The sequence below is a fragment of the Desulfacinum infernum DSM 9756 genome, from assembly GCF_900129305.1.
Lineage (GTDB): Bacteria > Desulfobacterota > Syntrophobacteria > Syntrophobacterales > DSM-9756 > Desulfacinum > Desulfacinum infernum.
Map to the genome: position 1 here is coordinate 13,430 of NZ_FQVB01000032.1, position 22,611 is coordinate 36,040.

Sequence of the window (22,611 nt, forward strand, 5' to 3'; positions counted from 1 at the left end):
AGAACGGGCTCATGCCCCCCTCCTTCCCCCAACCCGGAAAACGACACCGGCACCTTTTGGGCAATGGATTTCACATGAAACAGAAAGCCCGTGCACTCCATGGAAATTCATTGCACACATCGTCTGCTCAGGCCACCGCCCGTCCGGCATCGAATCCCAGGGCGAAGGCGCGCTCGTTGACGTCATGGAGCTTGGGCGGGAGCAGACGGCGCACGCTCTCTTCCCAGGCGGAACGCTCGACGGGCAGCACCTGAAGGCCCGCAAAGGCTCCCACCACCACCATGTTGGCCGCCCTCACGTTCCCCGCCTCCCGGGCCAGGGTCACGGCATCCAGAGCCACCACCTTGGCCAAACTCTCTTGGAGGTCTTCCAGCACGTCCTGCACGTCGGGATACTGCCCTTGTCCGGCGGCTACTGTGAAAGGAACGATGGGCACCGTGTTCACCACGGCCGTGGTGCCGGCATGGCATTTGCCCAGAGCCCGAATCGCTTCCAGAGGCTCGAAGGCCAGCATCACATCCGCCTGGCCGTCGGCGATGATGGGACTGGCGATGTCTCCCACCACGATGGACGATTCCACCACGCCGCCCCGTTGAGCCATCCCGTGGATCTCGCTCATGGTGACGTTCAGGCCCTGGATCAGGGCGGCTTCGCCCACCATTCGGGTGGCCAACAGAGTTCCCTGGCCTCCCACACCCGTAAAGAAGATGCGAAGTCCCGCATCCATTCTCTTCTGTGTCGTCATCCTCCACTCCCCTTAAAGTGGGGGCGAATGGCCATTCGCCCTACAGTTTTTTGGGTTTCACGGCGTCGCAGAGCTGGGCGCAGACCGCGCAGCCGTTGCACAGCGTCTCGTTGATTCGCACGCACTCGCCGCCGGCGTCCCGTTCCCACACGAAGGCCGGACATCCCAGCTGGGACAGGCAGTCGCGGCACAGGTCGCATGCGTCGGTCACCTGGAAGACCACCCGCTGCTTGGTGCCCAGCATCCGCCGCTCGAAGAGCGGACACGGCGAACGGGAGATGAGAACGGAAACGCCCCCCTCCTTCATCTCTTCCCGGATCTTTTCCAGAGCGGCCTGGGTCTTTTTCACGTTGAGCGGATTCACCACCGTGACCCGCTGAACGCCGCAGCCGCGCACCACCTGTTCCACGTCCACCCGGGGTTCCACGCGCCCCGCCGCCGTGATGGAAACACCCGGATGGGGCTGGTGGCCGGTCATGGCCGTGGTGCCGTTGTCCAGGATGACCAGGAGGATGTTGCGGTTGTGGGTGACCGCATTGACAAGGCCCGTCATGCCGCTGTGGAAGAAGGTGGAATCCCCGATGAAGGCCACCACCGGCCGGTCCAGAACCCGGGAGAAGCCGCCCGCAGTGGAAACGCTGGACCCCATGCAGATGAGGAAGTCCGCCATCTGAAGGGGGGGCAGGAGTCCCAGGGTGTAGCAGCCGATGTCGGTCGGGTAAACGGCCTCCTCGCCGAAGATTTTCTTGACCGAATAGTAGGTGGCCCGATGGGGACAGCCGGGGCACAGGTTGGGCGGGCGGGGCGGCAGGTCTTGGGGGGCACTCAGCGGAGTCGGGGTCTCCACCGGGACATCGAAAAAGCGGCCCAGGGCCTTTTTCACCTTGAGGGAATCCAGCTCAAAGGCCTCCGGAATCCCGTCCGGGCCTTTCCCGGAGATGGGAAGCCCGAGCCCCAGCTTTTGGGCCGTGTTCCGCACGGCCTCCTCCAGGTAGGGTTCCAGTTCCTCCACCACGAACACCCGGTCTACACTTTGCAAAAAGCGGCCCATGAGCCGCTCCGGCATCGGATAGGTCATGCCCAGCGTCAGGACGGTCACCTTGTCCTCGATTCCCAGCTCCCTCACGGCATCCCGCACGTAAAGCGCCGAAACCCCGCTGGTGACGATGCCCCAGGGCCCGCTGCCCTCCAGGCGGTTGAAGGGACTGGACTCCGACACTTCCCGGAGCCCCTTCTCCTTTTCCAATAGTTGCAACCGGAGCTTTCGGCCCACCATGGGAACCACCACCAGATTGAAGGGATCCCGCTGGAACTCGCCCTGCACGGAACCCGACGGCAGGTCTCCCAGTTCCACCACGCCCCGGCAGTGGTTCACCCGGGTGGTGGTGCGAAGAAGGCAGGGAATCCGGAACTTTTCCGAAATCTCGTAGGCCGCCAGCACCATCTCCTTGGCCTGCTGGGGCGTGGCCGGCTCCAGCATGGGCACATGGGCCATTTTGGCGTAGAAGCGGTTGTCCTGTTCGTTTTGGCTGGAGTGGAGCGACGGGTCGTCGGCGGTCACGATCACCATGCCCGCCTTCACCCCCACATAGGCCAGGGTCATGAAGGCATCGGCGGCCACGTTCAAACCCACGTGTTTCATGGAACAGAGGCTCCGCACCCCGGAGATGGCGGCGGCGCATGCGCTTTCCATGGACACCTTTTCGTTCACCGAGTACTCCACCTCCACGCCGGCCTCGTCCCCCAGCCGGGCGAATCCGTCGATGATTTCCGACGAAGGCGTCCCGGGGTAGGCCGCCACGAAGCCGACGTTCGCCTCCAGTGCGCCTCGGATGATGGCCTCGTTTCCCAAAAGAAGCCTCTTTCCGCCCTTATCCGGCGACAGCAATTCGTGCATGCTCGTCCTTCCTCCTCAACCGTTGTGGGTGCAAAGCTGAACTGGCTCCGTCATTCGGACCGGACGCCTTCGCGTTATCGGCGTTCATCGGCGGTTCCCTTCCCGCCGCGGCCCCTACTCGGATCGGCGGTCCACGAAGGGAATCACCCGGTCGCCTTCCCTTTCCAGGCTTCCCCGCTCCACCAGCTTGATGCGGGGAACGATGCCGATGAAATTGGCCACCTTCTGGCGCATCTCGTCCACCAGGGTCCGCTGTTCCCGCATCTTGTCGAAAAAGAGGCGCTCGGTGATCTCGATCCAGATCTCCAGCTGATCCAGCCGGCCGCGGCGCGTAGCCACCAGCTGATAGACGGGCCGCTCCCCCTTGACCTGTTCCAGGATGTCTCCGATCCGTTCGGGGATGATGTTGACGCCCTTGATCACCACCACATTGTCGCAGCGCCCTTCGATGCGCGAGATCCGACGAAACGTTCGCCCGCACGGGCAGGTCCCGGGCACGATCCGGCACAGGTCCCCCGTGCGGTACCGGATCACCGGAAAGGCCTCCTTGGTGAGCGTCGTGATGACCAGTTCGCCCAGCTCTCCCGGCTCGCACTCCCGACCCGTCTCCGGGTCGATCACCTCCAGCAGGAAGTGATCCTCCTGGAAGTGCATGCCCGTCTTTTCCAGGCATTCGCCCGCCACACCCGGTCCCATCACTTCGCTGATCCCGTAGTTGTCGGTGGCCGTAACGAAGAGCCGCTCTTCGATCTCGCGGCGCATCTCTTCCGTCCAGGGTTCCCCGGCGCAGATGGCAAACCGGAGGCTCAACTGTTTGGGATCCACCCCCAGCTCCTCCATGCGGTCCGCAATGATGAGCGCATAGGACGGGGTGGACACCAGGGCGGTGGTTCGAAAATCCTGCATGATCTTGATCTGCCGTTCCGTTCTTCCCACGGAAGTGGGCAGGACGGAAGCCCCCAGGCGCTCCGCACCGTAATGGATCCCCAGACCTCCGGAGAGCAGGCCGTAGGCGAAGGTGATCTGGATCACGTCATCGTGGGTCACCCCGGCGGAAGCCAGCACCCGGGCCGTCAGTTGGGCCCAGTTTTTGAGATCCCGCTTGGTGTAGCCCACCACCCGGGGATTGACGGAGGTGCCCGACGAGGTGTGCACGCGCACCACCTCCCGCAACGGCACGGCAAACATGTCGTAAGGGTAGCTGTTGCTCACGTCGTCCCGGGTGGTGAAGGGGAGCCGCTTGAGGTCGGCCAGCTCCGTCAGATCGTCTTCCGGGACGAAGTCGATTTCCCGGAATCGTTTGCGATAGAAGGCCACGTTTCGATAGACGCGGTTGAGCGTGGCCTGGAGCCGCTCCAGCTGAAGCTGCTCCAACTCCCCGCGATCCATGCACTCCTTTTCCGGTTCCCAGATGGGACGGGATTCCACCGTCATGCCTCTCCCCCCGGTTCTTCCCCACGGTCTTGTGCGCCCGTCAGGCGTCCCATATCTCCTTGGATCCCTTGCCCAAATACGCCCGCTGCACCTCCCGGTGGGCCAGGAGTTCGCGGCCTTCGCCCTGGAGCACCACCTTGCCCGTTTCCATCACGTAGCCCCGGTCGGCGATCTGCAGGGCGGCCCGGGCGTTCTGTTCGATGAGCAGGATCGTGCGGCCTTCGTCGCGAAGCCGGCGGATGATGGCGAAGATTTCCCGGATCACCAGGGGCGCCAGCCCCATGGACGGCTCGTCCAGCAAGAGAAATTCGGGTCGGGCCATGAGCGCCCGGCTGATGGCGAGCATCTGCTGCTCCCCGCCGCTGAGCGTCCCCGCCAGCTGACGGCGTCTCTCCCTCAGGATGGGAAAGCGCTCCAGCAGAGCGTCCATGTCGCGACGCACCTGATCGCGCCGGTTGCGGTGAATGAAGGCCCCCATCTCCAGGTTCGCCTCCACGGAAAGGGTGGCGAAGATCTGGCGTCCTTCCGGCACCAGGGCGATCCCCCGTTCCACCACGGCTTCCGGGGCCAGGCCGGTGATGTCCTCTTCCTTGTAGAGAATGCTTCCCTTCTGGGGCCTGAGCAGCCCCGCGATGGAATGGACCAGGGTGGTCTTGCCGGCCCCGTTGGCTCCGATGAGGGCCACGATCTCTCCGGACCTCACGTGCAGGGAGACGCCCTTCAGGGCGTGGATGTTTCCGTAGTAGGTGTGCAGGCTTCGGACCGTGAGCACGCCGTTCCTTCCCGTTACAACTGACCGTTCATGATGGGCGCCCCTTCGTCCGGAGTCCATTCGTCTCCCAGGTACGCCTGAATCACTTCGGGGTTTTCCTTGATTTCGTCCGGTACGCCGCTGGCCAGAGGCTGCCCGTAGTAGAGGACCAGGATGCGGTCCGAGATGGTCATGACCAGATTCATGTCGTGCTCCACCAGGATCACGGTGGTTCCCCGCTCCTTGATTCGGCCGATGAGTTCTCCCAGTTCCTCCGTCTCCCTCGTATTCAATCCCCCGGCGGGTTCATCCAGAAGCAGCAACGCCGGATCGGTGGCCAGAGCGCGCGCGATTTCGAGAATCTTCTGCTTTCCCAAGGGAAGGGCCCCCGCGGGAAGATGGGCCGCGTCGGCCAGCCCCACGAAGTCGAGCCAGGCGCGGGCATCCCGCCCGATGGCCGCTTCCTCCCGGCGCATGGATCGGGTGCGCAACCCGGCGGCCCAAAAGCCCGACCTGGTGCGCACATGCCGGCCCACCATCACGTTTTCCAACACGCTCATCTGGGGAAAGAGCGCCACGTGCTGAAACGTTCGGGACATTCCCAGGGCGGCGATGCGATGGGGAGGTTCCCGCTCCACACGACGCCCCAGAAAGGAAATGCGGCCTTCCGTGGGGTGAAGCACGCCGCTGATGCAGTTGAGCAGCGTGGTTTTTCCGGCCCCGTTGGGACCGATGATGGACTGAACGATCCCCCGGGGCACCTGATAACGGATTCCCTTGAGGGCCGTCACGCCGCCGAACTGCATGTGCACGTCCTGCAGAATCAGGATGGGATCGCTGGAAGAAAAACGCGGAGACGTCATGAACACCTATTCCGATCGGGGCAGGAGCGTTTCCCGCCTTCGGCTTAGTTTTTCCTGCATCCACACCACCAGGCCCTGGGGCACCAGGAGGGCCACCGCCAGCAGGATGCCACCATAGACCAGAACCTCAAAATCTGCAAAAACATGGAGCCATTCGTTGCCCACGAAGGTGAGGAAAACCGTTCCCAGCACGGCGCCCCACAGGCTCTGCATGCCGCCCACCACCACCATGAGGACGAAGCGGACGGACCACATGAGGTCGAAGGAGCTGGGCGTGAGAAATGTGACGTAGTGGGTATACAGGCTCCCGGCCAGGGAAGCCAGCACGGCGCTGTAGACGAAGACCTGGACCTTGTAGGACGCCACGGGGACGCCCATGGCCTCCGCCGCCTTCTCCGCCTCGTGGATGGCCCGCAGCGCCCTTCCCACCCGGGAATGGAGCACGTGGTAGGAAAAGATCAGGGCGGCGGCCACGAACGTCCAGACCAGGTAGTACCAAGCCGTTTCGCTGAGCACGCGGACCCCGGCGACGGAAAGCCCGGGGATGTCCACCATGCCGGAGGGCCCGCCCGTCCATTCCACCTCCTCGTTCAGGACGATGTGCACGATCACGCCGAAGCCCAGGGTGGCCATGGCCAGGTAATGGCCCTTGAGGCGCAGGGCGGGAACGCCCACGATCCAGGCCACGGCGGCGGCCGCGGCCGCCCCCGCGGGCATGGCCGCCCAGGGATTCCATCCGAACCGGCCCGTCAGGATCGCCGACGCGTAGGCGCCGATGCCGAAGAAGGCCGCCTGCGCCAGGGAAATCTGGCCGGCAAAGCCCATGAGCAGGCTCAGGCCGATGGTCACCAGGCAGAAGATGCCCGCAAAGACCATCACGTCCGTATAGTGGGAAATCGCGTCGAAAGGAGCCACCATCCAGGGAAACGCCGCCATGAAGGCGACGAACGCGGCGACGGGAGCGAACTTGCGAAGATTCATGCCTAGAACCTTTTCAGTCCGGCGGCTTCCTTGCTGCCGAACAGACCTTCCGGTTTGAAGAAGAGAGCCAGCAGGAGGAGCACCAGGGCCACGGCGTCCTTATAGCCGGACGACACATAGCCCGCGCAGAAGGATTCGGCCAGGCCGAGCAACAACCCCGCCACCAGGGCCCCGAAAAACTGGCCCAGCCCACCCAGAACGGCCGCCCCGAAGCCCTTGAGACCCAGCAGCGCCCCGCGGTCGTATTCCATGAGGGTGATGGGGGTGATGGACACCCCGGCCGCGGCGCCGATGGCGGCACTGAGCATGAAAGAGAGAAAGATCATGGTCCGCACGGGAATGCCCACCAGGCGAGCGGCGGCGGGGTTGTCGGCGCAGGCCAGCATGGCCTTGCCGTAAACGCTTCTTCGAAAGAAGAGGGTGAGGCAGACCACGATGATCCCGCTCACTCCCAGCACCCACAAGGCCTGGGGCTGCACGGCCACTCCGTTCCACAAGATGGAGCCGCCGCCCGTAAAGGGAGGCAGCCGGTAGGGGTCCTTTCCCCAGGCCAGCATGGCTCCCCCCTTGAGCAGGATGGAAAAGGCGATGGTGATGATGATCATGGAAAGGACCGTGGCCTGCCGGGCGTTTCGGATCACGTAGCGTTCCAAGACGAGCCCCGTCAGAGCCACGGCCGCCACGGCCGCCAGAAACGCCGCCAAGATGGGCAGACCGCAGGCCTCGTAGAAGAAGACGGCGAAAAGACCGCCCAGCATGACGAACTCGCCCTGGGCGAAGTTGATGATCTCCGTCACGTTGTAGATGATGTTGTAGCCGATGGCCACCAGGGCATAGATGGCTCCGATGGTGATCCCCCCCAGCGCATACTGGAGCCACGCCGCCCCGAACCCCGCACTTTCCATCTGAGATCGGTCCTTGCTGTCTGAGATTCGCACCAAGGGGGCGGATCAGGCCGACGGCATGATCCGCCCCTTGCCTTCCACTCAACGGTTTCCGCACGGCAATAATAGTAGGGGCGAATGGCCATTCGCCCCTACTATTGCGCCAAGGCCCAGTCCCCCTTCTTCACCACCACCATTTCCAGATCGTCCTTGCTCAGGCCGTTGTGGTCCTGGGGCGAGAAGTTGAAGATGCCGTGCTGGCCCACGAAGTTCTTCGTATTTTCCAGGAAGTCCCGGATCTTTGCCGGGTCGGGACCCACGGCCTTGAGGGCCGCCAGGGCCAGGTGCATGGAGTCCCACGCGTGGCCGCCGAACGACGAGATGGGCTCCTGGTACTTGGCTTCATAGGCCTGCTTGTATTCCATGATCACCTTTTTCTGGGGGTGGTCGTCGGGCAGCAAGGGTCCCACATTGACCCGCGCCAGGGGGAGAAGAACCCCTTCGGCCGCATCGCCGCTCAGCTCCAGGTACTTCTTGCTTCCGAAGCCGTGGCTCTGGAAGAGCGGCATCCCCTCCATCTTGAGATCCCGCCAACCCTTGACGGCCAGAACGGCCGTGGGGCCCACGGACCAGTTGACCACCGCCTGGGCTCCCGACTCCCGGATCTTGGTGAGCTGAGCCGTGAGGTCCGTGTCCTTGGGCCCGTAGCGTTCATCGGCCACCACGGTGATGCCATATTCCTGGGCCAATCGCAAGAGCTCCTCACGGCCGCTGGCCCCGAAGCCATCGGACACGGTCATGATGCCGATCCTGGAGATGCCCTTGGCCTTCATGTAGTCGTACATCTTGCCCACCACGTGCTTGTCGGAACCGGCCACCTTGAAGACCCAGCGACGGCTCTCCACGGGTTCCACAATCTTGTAGCTGGCCGCACAGGAGATGAGGGGAATCTTGAAATCTTCCGCCAGACCGACCACGGCCAGACTGTTTCCGCTGGTGGTGGGACCGATGATGACGGGAACCTTGTCCCTCTTGATGAGCTTCTTCACCGCCAGGTTGCACTTGGTGGCGTCCGTTTCATCGTCATAGAGAATGAGCTCCACCGGGTGCCCGTTGATCCCGCCCTGGGCGTTCACCTGCTCCACGATCATCTCCGCCGTCCTCTTTTCCGGCTCCCCCAGGAAGGAGGCGCCGCCCGTCACGGAAAAGACCGCGCCGATCTTGTAGGGCTCTCCCCCCGCCAAGACCCCGGCCGGCACCATCAGGGCCAACACACACACCCAAAGCACGATCCGGCTCCATCTTCCCACACATTGGGCCAACCTTCCTCCGACCATGGCAACCTCCTTGATTCTCAAGAAACGGCCAACAAAAAAGGCCGTGGGAACAACCCCACGGCCCAAACAAAAAAGCCGTGGGCAGAACCGACTGCGGTCTGCCCACGGCTTTCTCGGCGGGAGATCACCTCACAGGGCAGACCGCCTGAGGTAGCCGTAGTAGTAATAGCCGATGTGGTTAAAGCTGAATTGGGTTCTCACGGCGCTTCCGCCCTCCTATTAGCTTGACGTGACTGAGGTCTTACCTGCTTACAGGCTTAAAGGCCGACCTGTCAAGATGAAAGAAGGAGGCCGTCCGGCGTAGTGGCGCACGATCGGACCGTGCCTCCCCTTTGACAGGACGGGCGCATCTCCTCCTTGCTGGCTTCCCGAATGTCGCGGATGACGATGTCGAATTCGGCCGAAGCGCCCGCGTTGGGATGGTTGAAATCGGCCACGATCACGTCATCCCGAAGCTCCAGAACCAGGAATTCCACCAGGGAGCGGTTTCGCATCTCCCGATACACCTTGCCCACCCGGAGGCGTTCTTCCTTGTAGTCGGATCGGGGAAGCTCCCGGACGAGTTCAGGGTCGTGGGGCCCGAAGATCTCCTCCGGAGGCACGTACACCTGCACCCGATCCCCCACCTTCTTGTTCATGAGAGCGGCTTCCACCGACGGATATTGGACATCCACCCCGTAGACGAACGTACAGGTGGCGGGCGGCGATTGCTGGGTTTCTCCATGTTTCGTGGTGGTCTTGATGGTGAAATCGATGGTCACCTTCATGCATTCCTTGACCTGCATCATCTGGTCGGCTCCTTTATGTGCGACGGTTCGCGGGTTTTCCACGGTTTCATTAACCCTCAACTTAAGGGCCACCCCGATTTTGTCAACCAAAGACATCCCCCCTTGGGCCTCCGCGCTTCGTCGTGCTATAGGTACCGACGCTCATGGACAGCTCTTGCGGGCGGGCATAAAGCCCGCCCCTACGAAAACAGATGAACGCGATCAAACCGCTCATCGCGCCTTGCGGCGCTCTCACAGGGCGGACAGCACCCCCGGTGGAGAGTCTTCCATCCATGCAGGTTGGTGCAAGTGGCGCCATGATCGTTGGGTTCCATTGGGAGAAGTAGTGGTGTGGATCATGCCGGATAAGAGTGTGTCAAACAGGGAGTCAAACGGCCTTCAACCCTTGCAATGGGCCGCCTTGGCTTCCCTGCCGGGCCTTATCCACGGCGTTTTCACCCGCCGGGGCGGGGTGAGCCGCCCGCCCTACGACAGCCTCAACACGGCCTTCGGAAACGGGGACCATCCCGACGCAGTGGCCCGGAATCTCGGCCGAATCGCTTCCCACACCGGTCTCACGACCCTGGCGGCCGTCCGCCAGGTCCACGGCGATCGCGTGGCGGTGGTGGACGAGGCGTTCCTGGCCCGGTGCGACCGAAGGGACCACCAGGGATTTTCCCTCTTCGTGGGACCCGAAGCCGACGCTCTGGCGACGGCCCTTCCCCGGGTGGGACTTCTGGTGCGCATCGCCGACTGCCAGGCGGTCTTTTTGGCGGATCCGGAAAAGCGGGTCATCGCCAACGTGCACAGCGGCTGGAGAGGGAGCGCGGCCGACATCCTGGGAAAGACGGTGGCCCTCCTCACGGAACGCTTCGGGTGCCGCCCGGAATCCCTGGTGGCCGCCGTGAGCCCTTCCCTGGGGCCGTGCTGCGCCGAATTTCGGCATTTTGAAAAGGAACTTCCTCCGTCTTTTTGGAAGTTCCAGGTTCGGCCCACCTATTTCGACTTCTGGGCCATCAGCCGCAGCCAGCTCACGGCGGCGGGCCTTCGACCCGAAAACATCCACTTGGCCGGCCAATGCACCGTGTGTCATCCGGACTTGTACTTTTCGTACCGCCGTGACAGGGTGACGGGCCGCCTGGCGGCCGTCATCGCCCTCAGCTAGGAGGAATGGAACCGTGCCCAAGACACAGGAAAAAGCGCGCCTTCTGGAAACCCGCCGGGTGGCGGACGACACCCACCGGATCGTCCTCTACGCTCCGAGAATCACGGCCACGGCGCGCCCGGGCCAGTTCGTCATGGTTCGGATCGCCTCGGAAGGGGCCGACCCGCTCCTGAACCGCCCCTTCTCCTTTCACCGCATCCACAAGGACGACGGCCTCTTCGAGATCCTCTTTCGGGTGGTGGGCCGAGGCACCTGGCTGCTGTCGCAGCGAAAGGAAGGCTCCAGCCTGGACGTGATCGGGCCTCTGGGCAACGCCTTTCCCATGCCGGAAGCCCAGGAGGAGATCGTGGCTCTGGCGGCCGGAGGCATCGGAATCGCCCCGATGGTGGAGCTGGGATACCGATTGGCCGACTGGGCCCGTGAGAAGGATTCCCGCCAAGTCTTCCTTTTCTACGGCGCCCGCACGGCTTCGGAGCTGGTACCGCTGGGAAAGTTGGAACGTAGGGGGATCCGCGCTTCATTCAGCACCGACGACGGATCCCGCGGTTCGTGCGGCACCGTGGTGGACCTGATGGATCAAAGCGTCCGGGAAAGCGGTCTTCTCCCCCAACGTCTCTATGCCTGCGGCCCGCTGGCCATGCAGGCGGCCGTGGCGGCATGGGCCCACGAAAAGGACGTTCGGGCCACCATGTCCCTGGAATCGGTCATGGCCTGCGGCATCGGAGCCTGCCTGGGCTGCGCCCTGCCGGCCGCACACCCGGACGATTCCAGCCGGGCCCGGCACGTGCACGTGTGCAAGGAAGGACCTGTCTTCGATTCGAGGAAAATCCTATGGGAAAAGATGGAACCCACGCCCGTTCGGCCCCTGACCTTCGTGTGCAGCTAGGGCCCCTGTCCCTCAAGAACCCCGTGCTCACCGCTTCGGGAACGTTCGGCTACGGCCAGGAGTTCTCCGACTTCCTGGACCTGGCCCGGCTGGGAGCCGTGGTGGTCAAGGGAATCTCCCTGGAACCCCGCCCGGGAAACCCGCCGCCGCGCATCGCCGAAACCCCGGCGGGCATGCTCAACGCCATCGGCCTGGAAAACGTGGGAGTGGAACGCTTCGTGGCGGAAAAGCTCCCCTACCTCCGCAAACGCAACGCCACCGTGGTGGTCAACATCCTGGGAAACAGCGAGGAGGAGTATGCGGCTCTGGCCGAGCGCCTGGAGGACGAGGAGGGCATCGCGGCCCTGGAGGTCAACATCAGCTGCCCCAACGTGAAGGAAGGCGGCATCGCCTTCGGAACCGACCCGCGCATGGCAGCCCGGGTGACGGAAGCGGTCCGCCGAAAGACCACCCGCCCGCTCATCACCAAGCTCAGCCCCAACGTCACCGACATCGCCCTCATCGCCCGGGCGGTGGAAGACGCGGGAACGGACATCATCTCCTGCATCAACACGGTATCGGGCATGGCCGTCGACGTCTTTTCCCGCCGGCCCAAGCTGGCCAATATCCTGGGCGGCCTCTCGGGGCCCGCCATCAAGCCCGTCGCCCTGCGCTGCGTCTACCAGGTGGTGCAGGCCGTGTCGTGCCCCGTCATCGGCATCGGCGGGATTCAGACGGCCCTGGACGCCCTGGAGTTCCTGCTGGTGGGAGCTTCCGCCGTCCAGGTGGGGACCGCCAGCCTGGTCCGGCCCACCAGCGCCGTGGAGATCCTGGACGGCCTGGAACGGTTCCTCCGGCACCAGGGCCTGGCCTCCGTTCGGGAATACATCGGCACCCTGGACACTTCCTGCCGTTTTCCCCTGGCGGAAGAGACGTGTGCCGGTGATGAGTGATGAGTGATGAGTGATGAGTGATGGGTGATGAGTAATGAGTAACGAGTAATGAGTGATGGGTGATGGGCGGTGGGTGATGAGTGAAGGAGGATTGGTGCCATGGCAGCTCCGGAGGACACAAGAGTGGGCAAGGGGCCGGAAGGCGTGCAGGAAGGGGAGGTGCGCACCCACAAGGATCTGGAACTCTGGAAAGCCGCCATGGAGTTGGCTAAGGCCGTCTATCAAGTCACCGCCCGGTTTCCCAAGGAGGAAGTTTATGGGATGACGGCCCAGATGAGGCGCTCTGCAGTGTCCATTCCCTGCAACATTGCACAAGGCGCAGCCCGCCATTCAAAAAAGGAATTCATCCAATTCCTCTACGTCGCCCTGGGGTCCCTGGCCGAATTGGAAACCCAATGGATTCTTGCAGGAGACTTGGGCTTGGCCCGGGACGAGGGCCTCGAAACCAAGATCGAATTGGTCCGAAAGCTTCTTCTCGGCCTGTTACGCCATTTCAAACAACCTCCAACCGCCTGACCGTCATAGCGCCCCTTGCTCCACCCCGCATGGCTGCAAGAGCGGACGCCCCCATCACCCATCACCCATCACCCATCACCCATCACCCATCACCCATCACTCGTCACTCGTCACCCATCACTCGTCACCCATCACTCGTCACTCCCTCAGAAGTTGTCGTCCCGCTTCGCGGCAGCGGGCCAACAAGTGGGGATCCTTGCCCACGTCGGCTTTTCCTTCCAGCTCCCGAAAGCACAGGTCCCCCACCAGTTCGCCTCCCAGAGCGTCCATGAAATAGTGCATGGTGAGGAGCGCACAATCGAAAAGCCTCTTTCCCCGGGTGGCGGCGGCGCTCAGGAGGAACCCTTTCTTGGGCTTGGTCTGCCCATGAGCTTTTCCGTCCGGAAGTTCCAGTTGCTTTTTCATGAAGAGGGCCTGGCAGCGGTCGATCAAAAGCTTCAGCTGCCCCGAAACGTTGTAGAAATAGATGGGAGTCGCCACCGCCACCCCGTCGGCCGCCTCCAGCAGGGGATAAACCGGCTGCATCCCATCGTCCACCACGCACGCTCCCGTCTCATCGCACCCGCCGCAGCCCACGCATCCCTGCATCTTGAGCCGCCGCACATACACCCTTTCCACGGAAGCGCCAGCTTCCAAGGCCCCTTCCAGAAAGGCGTCCATCATGCGATCCGTGTTGCCTCCCTTTCGGGGAGAACCATAGATTCCCACGATCTGCATCCATAACCTCCAAACACGTTTTGATATTTACAAACATTTCACAACTGATCCCGGGCACTTATCGCCGCAGGATCTTCTTTACTTGATTGAACCGATAGCCTTTCCGTGCTATAGGATGGCCTGCCTTTCCATTTTTCCACCCCAAACAACTCCAGCACTTCCTGAGCAAAGGAGGGAATCATGTCACGGAAGAGATCTGTTCTGAGTGTATTGAGTCTGCTGGTGGCCCTGTCGTTCGTTTCCGTCGGCTCGGCGGCCGACACCCTCAAGATCGGATTCAATATACCACTGACGGGAGATATTCCCAAGGTGGGCGAGGGATCCAAGTTCGCGGCGGAGATGCTCAAGGAGGAAGTGAACGGAGCGGGGGGTCTTAAGGTCGGTGACAAGACCTATCAGTTGGAATTCATCTACGAGGACAACGAATCCAAGGCGGAGTCGGCCACGGCGGCCGCCCTCAAGCTGATCACCCAGGACCAGGTGCTGGCCATCATCGGCCCGCAGGCCAGCAAGCAGGCCATTCCGGCCGGTGAAGTGTGCGATAGCTACATGACGCCCATGATTTCCCCCTGGTCCACCAACCCGCAGACCACCAAGGACCGCCCGTACGTGTTCCGGGCCTGTTTCCTGGATCCCTTCCAGGGGCCCGTGGCGGCCAAGTTCGTGAGCGAGGAGTTCGGGGCCAAGAAGGCGGCGGTTCTTTACGACATCGCCAGCGACTACCCCAAGGGACTGGCCGAATACTTCAAGGAAGCCTTCGAAAAGATTCACGGCCCGGGATCGGTGGTGGCCTTCGAGACCTTCACCACCAAGGACCGGGACTTCAGCGCCCAGCTCACCAACATCATCAAGTCGGGCGCCGATGTGCTCTTCACGCCCCAGTATTACGATGAAGTTCCCTTGATCGTGAAGCAGGCCCATGAACTGGGATGGAACAAGCCCATCATGGGAAGCGACAGTTGGGGCTCGGCGGAACTCATGACCCTGTGCGGAGACGACTGCAAGGGCCTTTTCTTCAGCACCCACTATGCGGCGGCGGGCGCCAAGGGAGCCACCAAGGAGTTCATCGAAAAGTACAAGGCCAAATACGGCTATGTTCCGGACGACGTGGCGGCCCTCACCTGGGACGCCACCCGGCTGCTGCTTCAGGCCATCCAGGAAACGGGCGGCCTGACGGGCAACCTGGACAAGGACCGGGAGATGGTCAAGGACGCCCTGGCCAAGGTGAAGGACTTCGACGGCATCACGGGCAAGATGACCTTCACGCCGGAAGGCGATCCCATCAAGTGCGCCGTGATCGTGAAGATCAGCGATCAGGGCGAGTTTGAGTTCTACAAGTCCGTGTGTCCGTAGGGGCTTGTCCGAAAACCCTGGGGATGACGAAAACCCGGTGAATCGTTTCCGGAGGGCGCGCCCATGGCGGCGCGCCCGTTCTTTCCTTGAAAGGAGTCGCACGGAACGGTGGAAGTCTTTCTGCAAAACCTTCTGAACGCTCTCCAGTGGGGAAGCTTTTACGCCCTCATCGCCCTGGGTTACACGCTGGTCTACGGGGTGCTGCTCCTGATCAACTTCGCCCACGGGGACATCTTCATGGTGGGGGCCTACATCGGCTTTTTCGTGGCCAGCTTTTTTCTGGGCAAATACGCCTTCCATCTGCCCCTGGATCTGCCCCCGTCCGTCATTTTCCTCCTGACCCTTCTCCTCACCATGGCCTTGACGTCCGTGGTGGGAGTCACGCTGGAGCGGGTGGCCTACCGACCGCTTCGCCGCAAGGGAGCTCCCCGCCTCTATGTGGTCATCACGGCCCTGATGTGCGGCCTCCTGCTGGAAAACGGCAACCTGGCGCTGCTGGGAGCCAGCCGCCGGAGCTTTCCGGAGCTGCTTCCCAAGGCGGTCTACGATCTGGGCGGGGTGAGTGTGACCAACATCAAGATCCTGGTCATCATCGCCGCCCTGCTGGTCTTTGTCTTTCTGGAAACGGTCGTGCGAAAAACCAAGCTGGGCATGGCCATGCGAGCCATTTCCTACGACCGCATGGCGGTGCCGCTCATGGGCATTCCCGTGGACACGGTGATCGTCTTCACCTTCGTTCTGGGATCCTCCATGGCGGCCTTGGGAGGGGTGCTTTTCGCCACGGCCTACCCCGTGCTGGAACCCTACATGGGGGCGCTCATCGGCTGGAAGGCCTTCATCGCCGCGGTCATCGGCGGCATCGGCGAGATTCGGGGCGCCTTCGCCGGCGGATTCCTCCTGGGTTTCATCGAGATCTTCGTGGCCGCCTTCTTTCCGTCCACTTTGAGGGATCTCATCTCCTTCAGTATCCTTTTGGTGTTCCTCAGTGTCCGGCCCACCGGATTTTTCGGCGTGGCTCGAGCAACCAAGATCTAGAGCTGGATGAACACGATGCGACGATCCCTGGGTCTTTGGCTTTATCTGCTCTTTTCCGTCGTCCTGATCTGGATTTCCCACCACAATCTGATCAACGCCTATCTGCAGCTGGTGGTGATGTTCATCGGAATCAACATCATCCTGTCCAGCTCGCTCAACATCATCAACGGCTACATGGGGGAATTTTCGTGCGGCCATGCGGGGTTCATGGCGGTGGGAGCCTATGTGACCTCCATTCTGAACGTGTGGCTCTTCACTTCGGACCGGGTCTTCGGCCCCCCTCTGCTTTCCCCTTCGGCGGCCCTTTACCTCTTTCCGGTCACGCTGCTGGCGGGCGGTGTGGCCGCGGCCCTGGCGGGACTGCTGGTGGCGATCCCATCCTTTCGCACCCGGGGCGACTACCTGGCCATCATCACGCTGGCGGTGAACTACATCGTCAAGAGTTCCGTGGAGAACATCCAGGCCATCGGCGGCGCCCGGGGGTTCATGGGCATGCGGAAGGTGGTGAACTCCATGCGGGACGTGGCGGATCTGCCCTGGGTCATGATCTGGATCCTCGTCTTCACGGGCCTCACCGTGTGGATCATCCACCGGTTCGTCAACTCCACCTACGGCAAGGGCATCGTGGCCATCCGCGATGACGAGATCGCCGCCGAGATCATGGGGGTGGACACCCGCAACATGAAGATGATCGCCTTCATGCTTTCTTCGGGGCTGGCGGGCATGGCCGGGGGGCTCTTCGCCCACATCCTGGGCTACATCAACCCGGGGACCTTCACCATCATGAAGTCCACGGAAGTGATGGTCATGGTCTATCTGGGCGGCATGGGATCCCTGAGCGGCTCGGTGTTGAGCGCCGTCCTCTTCACGGTACTCCTGGAGCTGCTTCGCCCCCTGCAGGTGATCAAATGGGTGGTGGTGCCGCTCCTTCTCATCGTGCTCATGCTCTTTCGCCCCGAAGGACTCCTGGGCAACCGGGAACTCACCGACGTCTTTCCGCGACTCAGAAAATGGTTTTCATCCTCTGAAAAGGTGTCCTAGATGGCGCTTCTGGAAATACGCAACATGACCCATTTCTTCGGAGGGCTCCGGGCCGTCTACGACTTCAACCTGCGCCTGGAAGGCGGGGAGCTCATGGGGCTCATCGGGCCCAACGGAGCCGGCAAGACCACGGTCTTCAATCTGGTGTGCGGGTTCTACCGCCCCACGGAGGGAGAGATCCTCTTCGAGGGAAAGGAGACCGCCGGGCTGCGGCCCCATGCCGTCACGGCCATGGGGATCGCCCGGACCTTTCAGAACATCCGGCTCTGGAACACCCTTCCCGTTTACGACAACCTGTGCATCTCCCAGCACTTTCGGTTGGGCTACGGCCTGAAGGACGCCCTGCTTCGCACCCGGCGCTTCACCGCGCGGGAAAAGAACGTGCACAAGACGGCGGAGGAGCTCCTGGAACTCATGGGACTGCGCCACTACGCCCAGGAACTCCCCGGAAACCTCCCCTACGGACTGCAGCGCCGCCTGGAAATCGCCCGGGCCCTGGCCACCCGCCCGAAACTCCTGCTCCTGGACGAACCCGCCGCGGGCATGAACCCCGGCGAGATCGACCAGCTCATCGACCTCATCCGGTGGATCCGGGAGCAGTTCGACCTGACGGTCTGGCTCATCGAGCATCACATGCGGGTGGTGATGAGCGTCTGCGAAAGAGTGCAGGTGCTCGATTTCGGAGAAACCATCGCCGACGGCTCTCCCGAGGAAATCAAACAGAACCGCAGGGTGATCCAAGCCTATCTGGGAAGCGAAGAGCTGAGCCATGCTTGAAGTCAAGGACCTCCACGTACGCTACGGAAACATTCAGGCCCTGCACGGCATCTCCTTCACCGTCAAGGAAGGCGAGATGGTGGCGCTTCTGGGAGCCAACGGGGCCGGCAAGACCACGACCCTCCTGAGCATCATGAGGCTGCCCCCGCCGGAAGCCCCTCTTGTCACCAAGGGTTCCATCCTGTACAAGGGGGTCGATCTCATCGGGGTCCCTCCCCATGAGGTGGTGTCCCGGCACGGCATCGGCCTCGTTCCCGAAGGCCGGCACATCTTTGGGAACCTGACGGTCATGGAGAACCTCAAGATCGCCACCTATGCCCGCAAGGACCCGGCGAACATCCAGAGGGACTATGAAAGGGTCTTCGGCCTGTTCCCCCGGCTGGCGGACCGCAAGAATCAGCGGGCCGACACCCTGAGCGGCGGGGAGCAGCAGATGCTGGCCATGGGGCGTGCGTTCATGAGCGGGGTCGGCTTCATCCTGCTGGACGAGCCCTCCATGGGCCTTTCGCCCCTGCTCATGCAGGAGCTCTTCCGGGTGCTCAAGGAACTGAACGAAGCGGGCACCACGATCCTGGTGGTGGAACAGAACGCGCATCTGGCGCTCCGCTATGCCCACCGGGCCTACGTGATGGAGACCGGCCGGATCGTCATGGAAGGTCCGGCTCAGGAACTGGCTGAAAATCCGGAAATCAAGAAGGCGTACCTGGGCTGACGCGCCTCGGGCACCTCACGCGGACATCCTATTTTGTATGCAACGCGACCCCGTTCCGTTCGTGCGCACGGCCCGCTCTTTCATCCACGCGGGGTGGCGCAAAGGGGCCGTGACGGTTCACACCTAATCTGAGCGATTTTTTCTTCGGGTGTCTCTTACACCGCGTGATTAGCGGGCGGGGATAAACCCCGCCCCTACCCAATGGGTCCGGGGCTTTTTGTAGGGGCGGGCTTTACGCCCGCCCTTCAGGAGCTGTCCATTAGAAAGAACCGTCCAATTCAGGTCACATGCAAAAGCGAGTTTCGACATGAAAATTCTCATCTGCGACGGCATGCACCCCAAGGGCCTGGATCTCCTCCGGGCCGAAGACGATCTGGAAGTTCTCGCCCCCGACCAGCCTGGGCCGGAGGAAGTCCGCGAGCTGGCGGCCGACTGCGACGCCCTGGTGGTTCGAAGCCGAACCAAGGTGACGGAGGATCTCATCAGCGCCGCCCCCCGGCTCAAGGTGATCGGCCGGGCGGGCACCGGCGTGGATAACATCGACATTGCGGCGGCCAGCGCCCGCGGCATCCTGGTGATGAACACACCCGGGGCCAACGCCATGGCCGCGGCCGAACACACCATGGCGCTCATGCTGGCCCTGGCCCGCCACGTGCCCCAGGCCACCCAGTCCCTGCGGGATGGCCGTTGGGAAAAGAAGCGGTTCATGGGCACCGAACTCTACCAGCAGACCCTGGGCATCATCGGTCTGGGCAAGATCGGCGCCATCGTGGCCGACCGGGCCCTGGGCATGAAGATGAACGTGCTGGTCTATGACCCCCACATCACCCCGGAAACGGCGGCCATCATGGGCACCGAGTGGGTTCCGCTGGAAGAGCTTTTCCAGCGTTCGGACTTCATCACCCTGCACACCCCGCTGACGCCGGACACCCGAAACATCATCAACCGGGATTCCATTGCGCTCATGAAGAAGGGCGTGCGGATCATCAACTGCGCCCGGGGAGGATTGGTGGACGAAGAGGCCCTCTACGAAGCCCTGGTTTCCGGTCATGTGGCCGGGGCCGCCCTGGACGTGTTCGCCAAGGAACCCCCGGAAGGCAACCCGCTGCTCCGCCTGGAAAACGTGATCTTCACACCCCACCTGGGCGCTTCCAGCTTCCAGGCTCAGGAGAACGTGGCCCGGGCCATTGCGTCCCAGATCGTGGACTATCTCAAGAGGGGCATCATCCGAAACGCCGTCAACTTCCCCTCCATCAGCCCCCGGGATTACGAGCGCATCAAGCCCTATCTCACCCTGGCCGAGCGCCTGGGGCACTTGCAGGGGCAGCTCTGTTCTCCCATCGAGCGCGTGGAGATCGAATACAGCGGGCCGGAATTGACGGAGCTTCCCCTGGATCCCCTCACCCAGAGTATCGCCAAGGGGCTGTTGGATCCCATCCTGGCGGAAAAGGTCAACCTGGTGAACGCGCCCATGCTGCTCAAGGAGCGCAAGATCCAGCTGGTGGCCACCACCACGTCGGAAGCCAGGGGATACACGGGGCTCATCCGCGTCACGGTGGAGGGCAAAGGCCGGAAGCGCTCCGCCACGGGCGCCGTCTTTCCCGGCAATGAAATCCGTCTCGTCCGCATGAACACCTACCGGCTGGAAGCGGAGCTGGAGGGGATCAACCTGATCGTGCAAAACGTGGACAAGCCCGGGGTGATCGGCTTCATCGGCACCACGCTGGGAACCCACCAGGTGAACATCGCCAACATGCACCTGAGCCGCACCCCGGAAAAGGACAGGGCCATCGCCATCATCCGCCTGGACGGGGAAGCTCCCCCCGAAGCCCTGGACGCCCTTCGATCCAATCCCGACATCCTGAGCGTGGAGCAGGTGTGGTTGTAGGGACCCCATGTAAGGATCCCGCCAGATTGTCTGAAAACGCCCGGGATGACCGCTTTTCTCGCAGCGCAGCCCTTAGGGGCTGCGAAAGAGCCCGCGGACGTGGAATAGGTCATCGGCTACTGCGTGTCACTTCATCGGGCTGAGATGACCCTTTCCCGTGGGGCTGAAGCCCCGCGGCTACGAAAAGAACGGAAATTTCCCCAAAGGACGCGCCGGGCGAAGCGGCTGTCTGCAAGAGGAGTGAATTCAACTCAACGGTCTTGCCCCCCCTGGCGCCGCTCCCACACACCCGTCATTTCCATTTGCGTCTATACGCGTTCATTCGCGGTTCTCTTTCAAATGCTCCCCCGGACGGCCCGTGACAACAGAGAATGAAACGCACCTTTGCGAAGCGGACCCCTGTAGGGGCGAATGATTATTCGCCCCTACACGGTGCACGCACGAAGGGAACGAGGTCGCTCTTCATGCAAAATCGGTCGATTCTTCTCCATCGCGAGGTCCCCGCGGACGGGCGTAAGGCCCGCCCCTGCGAAGGCAGATGGACCTGTGGGGCAGGGCCGGGGTTTTATCCCCGCCCGCTCATGGCGCGCGGAGACAAGAAGAATGCAGCGGCAGAATGGCTCCATTTAAGCGCAAAAAAGAACCTGCCCGGCCGGAGGGGTCGAGCCGGGCAGGCCAAGGAGGGGTTAGGAGAAGGCGACATAGAGTCAGCCTACCTGCCTAGTACATTAATTCGGGACTGAATGAAATTCAACCCCCTTGTTGAATTTCGCAGGAAATAATTTTACAGGGTCACTTGGTGGATCCAGCCGAAGGGATCCTCCTTTTCCCCGTACTGAATGCCCACGATTTCGTCATAGAAGCGCCGCGACCACTCCCCGACGCTCCCGTCCTGAACCACGTAGCTCTTTTCCTTGTAGAAGACCTCTCCCACCGGCGAGATGACCGCCGCCGTCCCGGTGCCGAAGATTTCCTTGAGATCCCCGGAAGCGATGCCGTCGATCACCTCGTCGATGGTGACGGGCCGTTCGTTCACGGCGATGCCCCAATGCTTGGCCAGATCGATCACCGATTCGCGGGTGACGCCGGGCAGGATGGACCCGCTCAAAGGCGGCGTAACCAGCTCGTCTTTCAGACGGAAGAAGATGTTCATGGTGCCCACCTCTTCCACGTAGCGCCGCTCCACCGCATCGAGCCACAGCACCTGGGTGTAGCCTTTCTTCTTGGCCAGCTCGGCGGCAAACAGGCTGGCCGCGTAATTGGCCATGGTCTTGGCTTCTCCCACCCCGCCCCGCACGGCCCGCACGTACTGGTCGCTCACGTAGATCTTGATGGGATTGAACCCTTCCGGGTAGTAGGCCCCCACCGGGCCCGTGATGATGTAGTGGATGTATTCCGCGGCGGGCCGGACCCCCAGATGGGGTTCCGAAGCGATCATGGTGGGGCGGATGTAAAGGGAGGCCCCCACACTGCGGGGGATCCACTCCACGTCCAGGCGCACCAGGGCTTCAATGGCCTCCAGGTGCAGTTGCGCGTCCACTTCCGGCATGCACATGCGGCGCACCGACCGGTTGAACCGTTCCATGTTCTTGAGCGGACGGAAGAGATGGATCCGGCCGTCGGCGCAGCGGTACGCCTTCAGCCCCTCGAAGATCCCTTGGCCGTAGTGGAGCACCATGGCGGCGGGATCCAGTTCCAGGGGGCCGTAGGGGATTACCCGCGGATTCTGCCAGGCGCCTTCCTGGTAATCCATGCGGAACATGTGATCGCTGAAGATCCTGCCGAAAACCAGCTGGTCGTCAGCGGGACGAGGTCTGCGTTGTTCCGGTGCCACAGGATGAACCGAGATCTGCATTGGAGCCTCCCACGTTGCGTTCCATGCCGTTACCGCCAACGGCCCCGGGCGGGACCCGTCCGGAGGCCGATCCCA

At 62.6% G+C, this 22,611-nt stretch carries 21 protein-coding genes; 10 read left to right on the forward strand and 11 right to left on the reverse strand.

Going from position 1 to position 22,611, the window contains the following annotated elements; translation table 11 throughout:
• Positions 1-127: 127 nt before the first annotated feature.
• The 9 genes from BUB04_RS14460 to BUB04_RS14500 all read right to left on the reverse strand — a co-directional run bounded on the left by BUB04_RS14460 (position 128) and on the right by BUB04_RS14500 (position 9,680).
• Positions 128-745, reverse strand: coding sequence for an indolepyruvate oxidoreductase subunit beta (locus BUB04_RS14460; protein WP_084076519.1), 618 nt, complete (start codon positions 743-745; stop codon positions 128-130).
• A 40-nt stretch (positions 746-785) separates the two neighbouring features.
• On the reverse strand, positions 786-2,642 hold the full coding sequence (gene iorA / locus BUB04_RS14465; protein ID WP_073040737.1) for an indolepyruvate ferredoxin oxidoreductase subunit alpha: 1,857 nt from the start codon (positions 2,640-2,642) through the stop codon (positions 786-788).
• 114 nt (positions 2,643-2,756) lie between these two features.
• The gene (locus BUB04_RS14470; RefSeq protein WP_073040739.1) at positions 2,757-4,076 is read right to left on the reverse strand and encodes a phenylacetate--CoA ligase family protein; all 1,320 of its coding nucleotides are present in this window, start codon (positions 4,074-4,076) and stop codon (positions 2,757-2,759) included.
• Between the two features lie 40 nt (positions 4,077-4,116).
• Positions 4,117-4,848 (reverse strand): ABC transporter ATP-binding protein, encoded by a 732-nt coding sequence (locus tag BUB04_RS14475; RefSeq protein ID WP_073040741.1) that lies wholly within the window; start codon positions 4,846-4,848, stop codon positions 4,117-4,119.
• A gap of 14 nt (positions 4,849-4,862) precedes the next feature.
• A complete protein-coding gene (locus BUB04_RS14480) occupies positions 4,863-5,690 on the reverse strand; it encodes an ABC transporter ATP-binding protein (protein WP_143156507.1) in 828 nt (275 codons plus the stop codon).
• 6 nt (positions 5,691-5,696) lie between these two features.
• Positions 5,697-6,671, reverse strand: coding sequence for a branched-chain amino acid ABC transporter permease (locus BUB04_RS14485; RefSeq protein WP_073040743.1), 975 nt, complete (start codon positions 6,669-6,671; stop codon positions 5,697-5,699).
• 2 nt (positions 6,672-6,673) lie between these two features.
• The gene (locus BUB04_RS14490) at positions 6,674-7,576 is read right to left on the reverse strand and encodes a branched-chain amino acid ABC transporter permease (protein ID WP_073040745.1); all 903 of its coding nucleotides are present in this window, start codon (positions 7,574-7,576) and stop codon (positions 6,674-6,676) included.
• A 134-nt stretch (positions 7,577-7,710) separates the two neighbouring features.
• Positions 7,711-8,892 carry an ABC transporter substrate-binding protein gene (locus BUB04_RS14495; protein ID WP_084076520.1) on the reverse strand — a complete coding sequence of 394 codons (1,182 nt, stop codon included), beginning with the start codon at positions 8,890-8,892 and terminating at the stop codon, positions 7,711-7,713.
• A gap of 272 nt (positions 8,893-9,164) precedes the next feature.
• Positions 9,165-9,680: an FKBP-type peptidyl-prolyl cis-trans isomerase gene (locus BUB04_RS14500; protein WP_073040748.1), complete on the reverse strand. Its 516-nt coding sequence runs from the start codon at positions 9,678-9,680 to the stop codon at positions 9,165-9,167.
• 337 nt (positions 9,681-10,017) lie between these two features.
• Here BUB04_RS14500 and pgeF point away from each other — a divergent pair, with 337 nt between their 5' ends.
• The 4 genes from pgeF to BUB04_RS14520 all read left to right on the forward strand — a co-directional run bounded on the left by pgeF (position 10,018) and on the right by BUB04_RS14520 (position 13,158).
• Positions 10,018-10,824 carry a peptidoglycan editing factor PgeF gene (gene pgeF, locus BUB04_RS14505; RefSeq protein ID WP_073040801.1) on the forward strand — a complete coding sequence of 269 codons (807 nt, stop codon included), beginning with the start codon at positions 10,018-10,020 and terminating at the stop codon, positions 10,822-10,824.
• Between the two features lie 13 nt (positions 10,825-10,837).
• The gene (locus BUB04_RS19095; RefSeq protein ID WP_073040803.1) at positions 10,838-11,710 is read left to right on the forward strand and encodes a dihydroorotate dehydrogenase electron transfer subunit; all 873 of its coding nucleotides are present in this window, start codon (positions 10,838-10,840) and stop codon (positions 11,708-11,710) included.
• Positions 11,656-12,642: a dihydroorotate dehydrogenase gene (locus BUB04_RS14515; protein WP_073040750.1), complete on the forward strand. Its 987-nt coding sequence runs from the start codon at positions 11,656-11,658 to the stop codon at positions 12,640-12,642. Before BUB04_RS19095 ends, BUB04_RS14515 begins: the two co-directional genes overlap by 55 nt.
• 99 nt (positions 12,643-12,741) lie before the next feature.
• The gene (locus tag BUB04_RS14520) at positions 12,742-13,158 is read left to right on the forward strand and encodes a four helix bundle protein (RefSeq protein ID WP_218588480.1); all 417 of its coding nucleotides are present in this window, start codon (positions 12,742-12,744) and stop codon (positions 13,156-13,158) included.
• A 138-nt stretch (positions 13,159-13,296) separates the two neighbouring features.
• Here the strand turns inward: BUB04_RS14520 and BUB04_RS14525 are convergent, their stop codons facing one another.
• Positions 13,297-13,875, reverse strand: a complete 579-nt coding sequence (locus BUB04_RS14525; RefSeq protein ID WP_073040753.1) for a flavodoxin family protein — start codon at positions 13,873-13,875, stop codon at positions 13,297-13,299.
• 180 nt (positions 13,876-14,055) lie between these two features.
• On the opposite strand from BUB04_RS14525, the gene BUB04_RS14530 reads away from it, so the two are divergent.
• The 6 genes from BUB04_RS14530 to serA all read left to right on the forward strand — a co-directional run bounded on the left by BUB04_RS14530 (position 14,056) and on the right by serA (position 20,681).
• Positions 14,056-15,228, forward strand: a complete 1,173-nt coding sequence (locus tag BUB04_RS14530) for an ABC transporter substrate-binding protein (RefSeq protein WP_073040755.1) — start codon at positions 14,056-14,058, stop codon at positions 15,226-15,228.
• Between the two features lie 108 nt (positions 15,229-15,336).
• Positions 15,337-16,263: a branched-chain amino acid ABC transporter permease gene (locus BUB04_RS14535; protein WP_073040757.1), complete on the forward strand. Its 927-nt coding sequence runs from the start codon at positions 15,337-15,339 to the stop codon at positions 16,261-16,263.
• A 15-nt stretch (positions 16,264-16,278) separates the two neighbouring features.
• Positions 16,279-17,304 carry a branched-chain amino acid ABC transporter permease gene (locus BUB04_RS14540; protein WP_084076521.1) on the forward strand — a complete coding sequence of 342 codons (1,026 nt, stop codon included), beginning with the start codon at positions 16,279-16,281 and terminating at the stop codon, positions 17,302-17,304.
• Positions 17,305-18,081 (forward strand): ABC transporter ATP-binding protein, encoded by a 777-nt coding sequence (locus BUB04_RS14545; protein WP_073040761.1) that lies wholly within the window; start codon positions 17,305-17,307, stop codon positions 18,079-18,081.
• Positions 18,074-18,793, forward strand: a complete 720-nt coding sequence (locus BUB04_RS14550; protein ID WP_073040763.1) for an ABC transporter ATP-binding protein — start codon at positions 18,074-18,076, stop codon at positions 18,791-18,793. The genes BUB04_RS14545 and BUB04_RS14550 overlap by 8 nt, the downstream gene beginning before the upstream one ends.
• Positions 18,794-19,100: 307 nt before the next feature.
• Positions 19,101-20,681, forward strand: coding sequence for a phosphoglycerate dehydrogenase (gene serA, locus BUB04_RS14555; protein WP_073040765.1), 1,581 nt, complete (start codon positions 19,101-19,103; stop codon positions 20,679-20,681).
• 784 nt (positions 20,682-21,465) lie between these two features.
• On the opposite strand, the gene BUB04_RS14560 is transcribed toward serA, so the two are convergent.
• Positions 21,466-22,536: a branched-chain amino acid aminotransferase gene (locus BUB04_RS14560; RefSeq protein ID WP_073040767.1), complete on the reverse strand. Its 1,071-nt coding sequence runs from the start codon at positions 22,534-22,536 to the stop codon at positions 21,466-21,468.
• Positions 22,537-22,611 lie beyond the last annotated feature (75 nt).

Coding starts and splice junctions, on each gene's coding strand:
- BUB04_RS14460 (WP_084076519.1), bottom strand. CDS start 745: ATGACGACACAGAAGAGAATGGATGCGGGACTTCGCATCTTCTTTACG.
- iorA (WP_073040737.1), bottom strand. CDS start 2,642: ATGCACGAATTGCTGTCGCCGGATAAGGGCGGAAAGAGGCTTCTTTTG.
- BUB04_RS14470 (WP_073040739.1), bottom strand. CDS start 4,076: ATGACGGTGGAATCCCGTCCCATCTGGGAACCGGAAAAGGAGTGCATG.
- BUB04_RS14480 (WP_143156507.1), bottom strand. CDS start 5,690: ATGACGTCTCCGCGTTTTTCTTCCAGCGATCCCATCCTGATTCTGCAG.
- BUB04_RS14485 (WP_073040743.1), bottom strand. CDS start 6,671: ATGAATCTTCGCAAGTTCGCTCCCGTCGCCGCGTTCGTCGCCTTCATG.
- BUB04_RS14490 (WP_073040745.1), bottom strand. CDS start 7,576: ATGGAAAGTGCGGGGTTCGGGGCGGCGTGGCTCCAGTATGCGCTGGGG.
- BUB04_RS14495 (WP_084076520.1), bottom strand. CDS start 8,892: ATGGTCGGAGGAAGGTTGGCCCAATGTGTGGGAAGATGGAGCCGGATC.
- BUB04_RS14500 (WP_073040748.1), bottom strand. CDS start 9,680: ATGATGCAGGTCAAGGAATGCATGAAGGTGACCATCGATTTCACCATC.
- pgeF (WP_073040801.1), top strand. CDS start 10,018: ATGCCGGATAAGAGTGTGTCAAACAGGGAGTCAAACGGCCTTCAACCC.
- BUB04_RS14515 (WP_073040750.1), top strand. CDS start 11,656: ATGGGAAAAGATGGAACCCACGCCCGTTCGGCCCCTGACCTTCGTGTG.
- BUB04_RS14520 (WP_218588480.1), top strand. CDS start 12,742: ATGGCAGCTCCGGAGGACACAAGAGTGGGCAAGGGGCCGGAAGGCGTG.
- BUB04_RS14525 (WP_073040753.1), bottom strand. CDS start 13,875: ATGCAGATCGTGGGAATCTATGGTTCTCCCCGAAAGGGAGGCAACACG.
- BUB04_RS14530 (WP_073040755.1), top strand. CDS start 14,056: ATGTCACGGAAGAGATCTGTTCTGAGTGTATTGAGTCTGCTGGTGGCC.
- BUB04_RS14540 (WP_084076521.1), top strand. CDS start 16,279: ATGCGACGATCCCTGGGTCTTTGGCTTTATCTGCTCTTTTCCGTCGTC.
- BUB04_RS14545 (WP_073040761.1), top strand. CDS start 17,305: ATGGCGCTTCTGGAAATACGCAACATGACCCATTTCTTCGGAGGGCTC.
- BUB04_RS14550 (WP_073040763.1), top strand. CDS start 18,074: ATGCTTGAAGTCAAGGACCTCCACGTACGCTACGGAAACATTCAGGCC.
- serA (WP_073040765.1), top strand. CDS start 19,101: ATGAAAATTCTCATCTGCGACGGCATGCACCCCAAGGGCCTGGATCTC.
- BUB04_RS14560 (WP_073040767.1), bottom strand. CDS start 22,536: ATGCAGATCTCGGTTCATCCTGTGGCACCGGAACAACGCAGACCTCGT.